Here is a 9012-nt window from a genome sequence, read left to right on the forward strand (position 1 = left end):
CGTCGCAGTTCGCGGTGTGTACGACATCGCAGGAATGCGCGCCGACGCGGACTTCATGGTGTGGACTCACGCCGAACGAATCGAGGACCTGCAGGCCACGTACTCCGATTTCCGTCGCACCACGGCACTGGGCAAGGCGAGCACCCCGGTGTGGAGCAATTCGGCGCTGCATCGCCCCGCCGAATTCAACAAAAGCCACGTTCCGGCGTTCATCGCAGGCGAAGACCCGGGCGCCTACATCTGTGTGTACCCGTTCGTTCGGTCCATCGACTGGTACCTGCTGCCCGACGAGGAGCGCCGCACCATGCTCGCCGATCACGGAAAGGCTGCCCGCGGCTACAAGGATGTGCGAGCCAACACCGTCCCCTCGTTCGCCCTCGGCGATTACGAGTGGATCCTCGCGTTCGAGGCGCCCGAGCTCGACCGAATCGTCGATCTCATGCGTGATCTCCGCGCCACCGAGGCGCGACGCCATGTCCGCGAAGAGATCCCCTTCTTCACCGGCCCCCGCGTGGACGTCGAGGCCCTCGTCGCATCTCTGCCGTGAGCGCCTCGATCGATGCGGTGATCTTCGATTTCTCCGGCACACTGTTTCGCCTCGACGAGGACGAGAGCTGGTTCGACGGGGTCACCCACTCCGACGGCACCGTCGTCGACGGCCATCATGCGGCCGAACTCATGCGGCGCATGACGGCACCGGTGGGCGAGGTCGTCGAGTTCGACGATGTCACCCGGCACGCGTGGCGCAATCGCGATCTGGATCCGGCACTGCACCGTCAGGCATATTTGCACGTGCTGGCCATGTCCGGTGTCGATGATCCGGAGCAGGCCAGTTCGCTGTATGGCCGGGTCATCGATCCGTCGTGCTGGACTCCGTACCCGGACACCGTCGAGGTGTTGAAGACGCTGGCCGACAAGTCCATTCCCGTTGCAGTGCTCAGCAACATCGCGTTCGACATCAGGCCCGCATTCGACGCCCTGGGCATCAGCCAGTACGTGTCCGAGTTCGTCCTGTCGTTCGAGATCGGCGCCGTCAAGCCGCAACCGGAGATCTTCCGCCATGCCGTGGAGAAACTGGGCGTCGACGCGGCGCGCACGCTGATGGTCGGCGACAGCGAAGAGGCCGACGGGGCAGCGCGGGCCATCGGGTGCTCGTTCGCACTCGTAGATCCACTTCCGACGGCGAAGCGCCCCACGGCGTTGCTGACCGTGGTGGAGAGCAACGGAATCTGACGGTGAGCGGCGCGCAACACATGGCGCACTGGGGCATGTTCACCGCCTCGGCTGCCGACGGCGAGGTGACAGCCGTCGAACCTCATGCCGGTGACGTAGACCCGTCCCCGGCCCTGGGCAACATCCCCGGCTCGATTCGGCATCGAGCACGAATCGAAGGCCCGGCAGTGCGCCGCGGATGGCTCGAGCACGGCCCCGGGCCCAGCGAGCGGCGCGGCAGCGACGAGTACGTCTCGGTGTCGTGGAACGAACTGACCGACCTCCTCGCCGCCGAACTACGCCGAGTGATCGACCGTCACGGAAACGAAGCGATCTACGGCGGATCCTACGGATGGGCGAGTGCCGGCCGGTTCCATCACGCCCAGAGCCAGGTCCACCGATTTCTCAACTGCCTCGGCGGATTCACCCGCTCGGTCAACAGCTACTCGACGGGCGCGACGTCGGTCATCATGCCGCATGTCGTCGGTGCGCACTGGAAGATGTTCTCCCGCTCCACTTCCTGGGATGTCATCGCCCGCGACACCGACCTCCTCGTTGCGTTCGGAGGGGTCCCACTCAAGAACACCTCGGTCAATCACGGCGGCACATCCAACCACCCGGCGCGGTCGGCATTGGAATCGCTGCGTGCACGCGGCGGAAAAATAGTCACCATCAGCCCGCTGCGGGACGATTTTACCGGCGACGCGACGTGGCTGGCCCCGCGGCCAGGTTCGGACGTCGCGGTCATGCTCGGATTGGCGCACGTTCTGGCAACCGAGAACCTGCACGACCGGCGGTTTCTCGACACCTACTGCTCGGGCTACGACATTTTCGAGCGCTACTTGCTGGGAACGTCGGACGGCACCCCGAAGTCCGCGCAGTGGGCCGCAGACAAATCGGGGCTGTCTGCCCACACTATCGTCGACCTCGCGAGGTCGATGGCGTCGGGCCGCACCCTCGTCTCGGTCACGTGGTCGCTGCAGCGAATCAAGAGCGGCGAGCAACCGCCGTGGATGGGATTGACTCTCGCAGCGATGCTCGGCCAGATCGGCATTCCGGGCGGCGGCTTCGGTCACGGCTACGGCTCGATGAACGAACCGGGCCTCGGACCCGTGCCATACCCACTGCCGACGCTCCCGCAGGGCCTCAACTCCGTGGCCGCGCACATCCCGGTCGCGGCGGTATCGGACATGTTGCTCGACCCCGGCGGCGAGTTCGACTACGACGGCCGCCGCATGACCTACCCGGACATCAAGCTCGTGCACTGGGCAGGCGGCAATCCGTTTCACCACCACCAGGACATCGGTCGGTTGCGCCGTGCCCTGGCGCGCCCGGACACCGTCGTCGTCCACGATCCGTACTGGACACCCATGGCGAAACACGCCGACATCGTCGTGCCGTCCACTACGTCGCTGGAACGAGACGACATCAGTTGCACCCGCAACGACCCGCTGCTCGTCGCAATGCACCGGGTGGTTCCTCGGTACGCGGAGGCGCGGGACGACTACGACACGTTCGCCGAGGTCGCGCAGAAACTCGGTGTCGGAAGACAATTCACCGAAGGTCGCACGTCGGGGGAGTGGATTCGGCATCTGTACGGTCAATGGCGCGGCTACCTCGGAACCGCCGGTGTCGACACTCCGGATTTCGACGAGTTCCGACGCGCGGGTTCGGTGCGGATGGACACCGAAGACGACCTGACGTTCCTCGAGGACTTCCGGCAGGATCCAGTGCGCAACGCGCTTCGAACACCGACCGGCAAGATCGAGATTTTCTCCGCAGTCGTCGACGGGTTCGGTTACGACGACTGCGTCGGGCACCCTGCCTGGTACGAGCCCGAAGAATGGCTCGAAGGTGAACGCGCTCAACGATTTCCGCTGCACTTGATCGCGAACCAGCCGCGCAGCAGGCTACACGGTCAGCTCGATCACGGTGCGGTCAGTCGAGCGTCGAAGATACGGGACCGCGAACCGCTTCGATTGCATCCCGACGCGGCGGCCGCACGCGGCGTCGGGGACGGTGACGTGGTGCGAGTGTTCAATGACCGCGGTGCATGCCTGGCCGGCGTGATCGTGGACGAGGGTATGCGCGCCGATGTCGTTCAGCTGTCGACGGGAGCGTGGTACGACCCCCTGGTGCCGGGAGACGCTCGGTCGCTCTGCAAGCACGGCAATCCGAACGTTCTCACCGCGGATATCGGGGCGTCGTCGTTGTCCCGCGGATGCACGGGACAACACGTGCTGGTGCAGATCGAACGCTACGACGACGAACTACCGCCGATCACTGCGTTCGATCCGCCCCGATTCGTGCCTGCGGACAGCCGCGAGGTAACCGTCAGAACACGATTCGACTGATGATCTCAGCCACCAGCGCCGGCTTGTCTTCGCCTTCGATTTCGAGGGTGCAGGTGGCAACGATCTGCAGCGCGCCGCCGGACGCGTCTTCGACGGACGTCAGCGTGGTGTGGAGCCGCACGTGTGATCCGACCTTGACGGGGTTGATGAAGCGAACCTTGTTGGAGCCGTAGTTGATACCCAGCTTGGTGTTCTCGATGGTGTAGATCTGCCAGTTGAGCATGGACACCAACGACAGGCTCAGGAAGCCGTGTGCGATGGGTGCGCCGAACGGGCTCTCCTTCTTCGCCCGTTCGACGTCCACATGGATCCACTGGTGGTCTCCGGTCGCGTCGGCGAACTTCTCGACCCGGTCCTGCGTGATCTGTAGCCAGTCACTGACTCCGAGATCCTGGCCGACCGCCGCTTTCAACTGCTCTGCCGATGTGAAGGTGCGCATCGTCACAGTATGCAGAACTGCCCGTCCGGCGCTCTACGCAGGTTTCAGAACCAAAGAAATCGAGTTGATGCAGTACCGCTGATCGGTCGGAGTGGGGTACCCCTCGCCTTCGAACACGTGCCCGAGATGGCTGTGGCAGTTCTTACAGATCACTTCCACCCGTCGCATCCCGAGGGTGACGTCTTCTTTCAGGATGACCGCATCCGAGTCGGCCGGGTCGAAGAAGGACGGCCAACCGCAGTGCGATTCGAACTTCTCGGTGCTGCGGAACAGTTCGGCGTCGCATGCGCGGCAGGAGTAGACACCCTCGGTTTTCGTGTCGGTGTACTCGCCCACGAAGGGACGCTCGGTACCCGCCTCGCGAAGAACCGCGTACTCCTCGGGAGTCAACTTCTCGCGCCATTGCGCGTCGGTGAGCTGCACGGCGGGGGCAGAATTGTTGTCGGTGGCTGAACTCATGCCCCCACGCTAATACGATCGCGCGGATTTCGTCGTTTCGCCTGTTCGAGGTGCTTCGAGTAAGTAGTCCGGTTCTATTCCGTCGCCGAGTCTGCCGTCGTTGCGTGCCGCGAGATAACGACCGACGAGGACGCCGAAGATGACGATGATGAGCAAGCTCCAGCCGAACGTGGTGCGCATGTAGTCGAAGGCGCGGCCCGTTTCCACCCAGCGACCGGACAGCCAGCGGTCCGCATTCATGAACCCGTAGATCGCGAGCCACGCCGGCCAGTTGCGCAGCAGTGAGTTCTTGAGCACGACCGTCATCAACAGAGGGAAGAGCATCATGGAGTAGTACATCTGGCCCAGCGAACCCAACAGCCAGTGTGCAGTCAGGATCAGGCCGGATGCCGTGGCGAAGAAGAACAGTCGATCCTCACGGCAGTAGCGGTAGAGCAGCCACAGCGATGCGGCGACCATCAGACCGAGAATCACGCGGATGCCGAGGATCAGTGCCTCCGGCAAGCCGTAGTAGCTGCCGTTACCGACTACCGCGCTGTTGAAGTAGTCGCGAGTTTGCAGCAGATACGGCAGGGTGTGATCGAGGAAATTGATCGGGTCGACCGACAGTGGCCAGGCGATGGCCATCATGATCACGGGGATTGCGAGAGAGGTGACGAACACCTTCCACTGCCTCGTCATGAGCGGCAGCAACAGAAGGGGCGCGAGCATCGGTTTGATGGCGAGCGTGAGTCCCATCGCCACACCGGCCGAGAGATCTTTGCGTTTGAGCAGAAACCCGAGGAACGCGACCTCGCCGAGCAGCACGAATCCGTTGAAATTGGTGAACGCGAGAGTGTTGGTCACCGTCTCGCTGACGAACGCCGCGAGCAGCACTGCGGGAGCGGCAACGGAATCGAGCCCGAAGCCGAAAATGCGCAGCAGGATGTAGAGGGCAACCAGTATGGCAATGGTGCTGGCGATGATGAACAGCCATCGGGATCGCTCCGGATCCAGTACCGCCAGCGGAGAGAGCAGCATCGTGGCACTGGGCTGATACAGGTAGTGCGGATCGACAGAATCGAAGTTGGCCGTGTACACGGGCTGACGATTCAAGAAAGCAAGTGCAGCGCTGTACACCGGATTGAAGTCGTTGGTGATGTCGCCGTTGACCGCGCGAATCACAACGCGGTGCACAACGGTCATGATGGCGATAGGCCACAGAGCGAACTTGATTACGTCGGCGGTTGTCCGCCCGTTGCGCGGTTCGAGGAAGCTGAGTGACACTCGCAGAACGGTACCTTGACCGTCACCCGCCACCGACCCAGACACCCCGCGGCGTGGCCGAGCGTCCCACGCGGCGAGTCACGCCGGACACACACTCCCGTTCGGTGGAAGCGTGCCATCACTTGCATACGCCACCGCGGCAGCCTGCGCGCACTGCGAACCACCCAGCATCGGGTGGCCGGACCCCTGCCACGTCATCGCCGACGAGGGGGCACCGGTGGACGCCACGAGACCCGTCACGCTCCCGAAGCCGCCACTGCCCACAACGGGATCCGCGGAGCCACTCAGTTGCAGAACCGGAACCGTCAGCGTCGTGGGCAAGGGAGCAGGGGGCGCAGTCGGCCACGACGAACACGTCAGGGCCGCCAGCGCAGCATCCGTGCCGAAGACAGGGTAGAGGTCGGCCCACGCCGCGCTCACGTCACGCACCGTCTGCGGCGACGGCCAGGACTGGCCGTCCGTACAGCGGGCGACGAACTGACCGTCGGTGTCGTACGCGTCCGACGCTCTCGCGGCGAGCGCGCGCAGCCGACCAGCATCACCCGCATTCGCTGCGCTCAATGTGTCGGACAGCTCCAGAGCCCGCTGTGACGAATCCCCCGACGTGGACGCCAGGGCGTACGCGATGCCGTCCAGGACGCCATGCGCGGAAATCGGTGCGAAACCGCCACCGCTGGCTACACCGATCACGTTCTTCACCGCGGCCAGCGGGTCGGGGCCCAGCGAACACTGCAGAGCGAGGCAGCGCTGAGCGAACGCGGCGAAAGCAGCCTCGCGGCCCTGTGTCTTCTGTTCGGCCGCGGTCATCCGGTCGATGCCCACGCCGGCGGGAGAATCGAGGATCAGGCGCGCCACCCTGTCCGAATATTGGGCCGCATACGCGAGTGCCGTGGCCGCGCCGTTGCCCGTACCGACGATCCCGAGGGCGTCGACGCCCCAGGCCAGCCGCAATTGTTCTAGATCGTCGGCGGCGTAGCTCGTCCCGAATGCGAGTTCCTGAGGCTGGAGCAGATCCGTGCACTGAATCGTGGCGTCTCGACCGACGGTCACGGCCCGGTCGACGATGTCGCCGTCCGATCGTTCGAACTGGCCCAGGTCGGAGAGCGGGCCACGGGTACCGACGTCGACGCAGTCCACCGCGGCGGAACGACCGATGCCGCGGCGGTCGACGGCGACGATCGGATGGGCGGCGAGAAGCGTCGAACTCGGGCCGGCCGCCATGTCGGCGAGGGTCTCGATGGACGAGCGGTCCGACCCGGAGGTGAACACGAGTGGCGCCGAGTCCTCGGGAGTGATGTTCAGTCGCGCCCGCATGGTCCCAACCTCGAACGAACCGAACATCTGTCCCGAGGCGTCGACGGGTGCTTCGAAGCCCGCGCATTCGAGGATCAGGCCCGGGGTACGTGCGGTGAGGCCCAAGCCGTCGAGCGTGCTGTCGGTGCACTCCGTCCACGCCAGATCGGTGGCCGGAACCTGCAGAGGCAGTGTGGCTTGCTCCGGCGCCGCGCTATCGCTCTCTGCGACCTCGCCTGGTGAATTCTGTTCGACGGCCACCTCCGGCCGCTCCGACGGACCTGCCCCGCACGCGGCACTCGTCAACGCCAGGCATCCGAGAATTGCGAGCCACGATCGTTTCTGCATCACGACAGCGAGGCTATCGACTTTTGTCCGCGCTCGACTCTCACCGGGTTCGGCCTGCGTCACCGACGTGCGCGACCCATCTCGTCAACAGCGTGCCGTCGTCATCCGCCAAAACGTGGGCGCGGGTCATCCGGCGCAGGGCGGCGGAAGCCGAGTGCGCGATGCGTCCAGCGTCTCCCGCGACCACATGGGGAGACATTGTCAGGCACAGGTCGTCGACCGCGCCGTCGGCAACGAGGCGACCGAAGAGTCCCGGCCCGCCCTCACACAACACTCGATGCAACCCGAGGTCGTCCAATGTCGCCAGGATCGAAGCGGTGGAAACGGTGTCGCCCTCGGACTCGACCACACGGGCGCCGGCGGCAGCGAGGTCACGCCGCGTTCGCTCGGGCGCCGCCGTCGTGGTCAGGATGACGGGCGGTACCTCGGAGTCGGTGAAGATTCGGCTGCCGGGATCGATATCGGCCGATGCGGTCACGACCACCACCGGGGGAATGGGTGCCATCGATGCCGCGCGGCGGGCGGCCTGGTCCTCGTCCGAGAACCGAACGCCTCCGTAATTCTCGGTCCGCACCGTGCCCGCGCCCACGAGCACTGCGTCGGCCAATGAGCGTAGAACGGAGAAGACGGTTTTGTCGGAGGGGGTGCCGAGCCCGGCCGACCTGCCGTCGGCGGATACGGCACCGTCGATGCTCGAGACGAAGTTGGCGCGAATCCACGGCCGCCGGGGCCGGGGCGGGTAGGCGTAGAGACGCCTCAGTTCGGCGTACCCCAACGGCCCTCTCGCCACGCGTGACACATCGCTCTCGGATGTGAAGTAGGTCGCAATATCGAGTAGCTGCACAAGGTAGATAACACCACGTCGTTAGGCTCGTCCAATGCCCGCACGTCTTGTCGATATCAATCCGGTGGTTCCGTCCGATCAGCTGATCGCTCAAATGGTTCCGCCGGCCATGTTCGACGACGTCAGCTTCGGGTCGTACATTCCCGACCCCAACGAACCCAGCCAGGCCGAGGCAGTGGCCAAGGCCGAGGAGTTCGCTCAGAAGGTCACCAAGATCACCACCAAGGGCAGTAAGCGCGGACTGTTCGGCAAGAAGACGCCGCAGACCGGCGCCGGTCTGTACCTCGACGGCGGGTTCGGTGTGGGCAAGACCCACCTACTGGCGTCCATCTTTCACAGCGTTCCCGAGCCCAAAGCGTTCGGCACGTTCGTCGAGCTCACGCACGTCGTCGGTGCGCTGGGCTTCGTGAAAGCACTCGAGGGCCTGTCGAACCACAGCGTGCTCTGTATCGACGAGTTCGAACTGGACGACCCGGGCGACACCATGCTCGTCTCGCGTCTGCTCTCCGAGCTGTCTGCCGGGGGCGTATCCATCGTCGCGACGTCGAACACCCTGCCGGGCCAGCTCGGCGAGGGCCGTTTCGCGGCCGAGGACTTCATGCGTGAGATCAAGAAGCTCGGTTCCATCTTCGAGTCGATTCGTGTCGACGGCCCCGACTACCGCCACCGCGATCTGCCGCCTGCGCCCGATCCGACGTCCGAGGCGGAACTCGTCGAACGAGCCGCCGACATCGAGGGCGCGACACTCGACGATTTCGACGAACTACTCGCACACCTCAGCACGCTGCATCCTTCGC

General features: G+C 64.8%; 9 protein-coding genes. 4 read left to right on the forward strand and 5 right to left on the reverse strand.

What is annotated here, in order from left to right; all coding sequences use genetic code 11:
* The 3 genes from hemQ to WBQ44_RS17490 all read left to right on the forward strand — a co-directional run.
* On the forward strand, positions 1–547 hold a 547-nt coding region (gene hemQ, locus WBQ44_RS17480), incomplete at its 5' end, for a hydrogen peroxide-dependent heme synthase (protein WP_495567938.1).
* Positions 535–1233, forward strand: coding sequence for an HAD family hydrolase (locus WBQ44_RS17485; protein ID WP_495567944.1), 699 nt, complete (start codon positions 535–537; stop codon positions 1231–1233). The genes hemQ and WBQ44_RS17485, both read left to right, overlap by 13 nt.
* A gap of 20 nt (positions 1234–1253) precedes the next feature.
* A complete protein-coding gene (locus WBQ44_RS17490; RefSeq protein WP_495567945.1) occupies positions 1254–3566 on the forward strand; it encodes a molybdopterin-dependent oxidoreductase in 2313 nt (770 codons plus the stop codon).
* Here WBQ44_RS17490 and WBQ44_RS17495 read toward each other — a convergent pair.
* From WBQ44_RS17495 to WBQ44_RS17515, 5 genes are all read right to left on the reverse strand, one after another.
* Complete coding sequence (locus WBQ44_RS17495; protein WP_495567939.1) at positions 3547–4005, reverse strand: MaoC family dehydratase; 459 nt, start codon at positions 4003–4005, stop codon at positions 3547–3549. The two genes, WBQ44_RS17490 and WBQ44_RS17495, sit on opposite strands and share 20 nt — an antisense overlap.
* Positions 4006–4038: 33 nt before the next feature.
* On the reverse strand, positions 4039–4464 hold the full coding sequence (msrB, locus tag WBQ44_RS17500) for a peptide-methionine (R)-S-oxide reductase MsrB (RefSeq protein WP_495567940.1): 426 nt from the start codon (positions 4462–4464) through the stop codon (positions 4039–4041).
* Positions 4465–4473: 9 nt separating this feature from the next.
* Positions 4474–5730 (reverse strand): glycosyltransferase family 87 protein, encoded by a 1257-nt coding sequence (locus WBQ44_RS17505; RefSeq protein ID WP_495567941.1) that lies wholly within the window; start codon positions 5728–5730, stop codon positions 4474–4476.
* Between the two features lie 78 nt (positions 5731–5808).
* Complete coding sequence (locus WBQ44_RS17510) at positions 5809–7371, reverse strand: alpha/beta fold hydrolase (RefSeq protein ID WP_495567946.1); 1563 nt, start codon at positions 7369–7371, stop codon at positions 5809–5811.
* Between the two features lie 40 nt (positions 7372–7411).
* On the reverse strand, positions 7412–8215 hold the full coding sequence (locus WBQ44_RS17515; protein WP_495567942.1) for a pyrimidine reductase family protein: 804 nt from the start codon (positions 8213–8215) through the stop codon (positions 7412–7414).
* A gap of 34 nt (positions 8216–8249) precedes the next feature.
* Here WBQ44_RS17515 and zapE point away from each other — a divergent pair.
* Positions 8250–9012 (forward strand): cell division protein ZapE (gene zapE / locus WBQ44_RS17520; protein WP_495567943.1); only part of this gene is annotated, 763 nt, incomplete at its 3' end.

This window comes from Rhodococcus sp. (in: high G+C Gram-positive bacteria) (assembly GCF_049591685.1).
Taxonomy (GTDB): domain Bacteria; phylum Actinomycetota; class Actinomycetes; order Mycobacteriales; family Mycobacteriaceae; genus Rhodococcoides.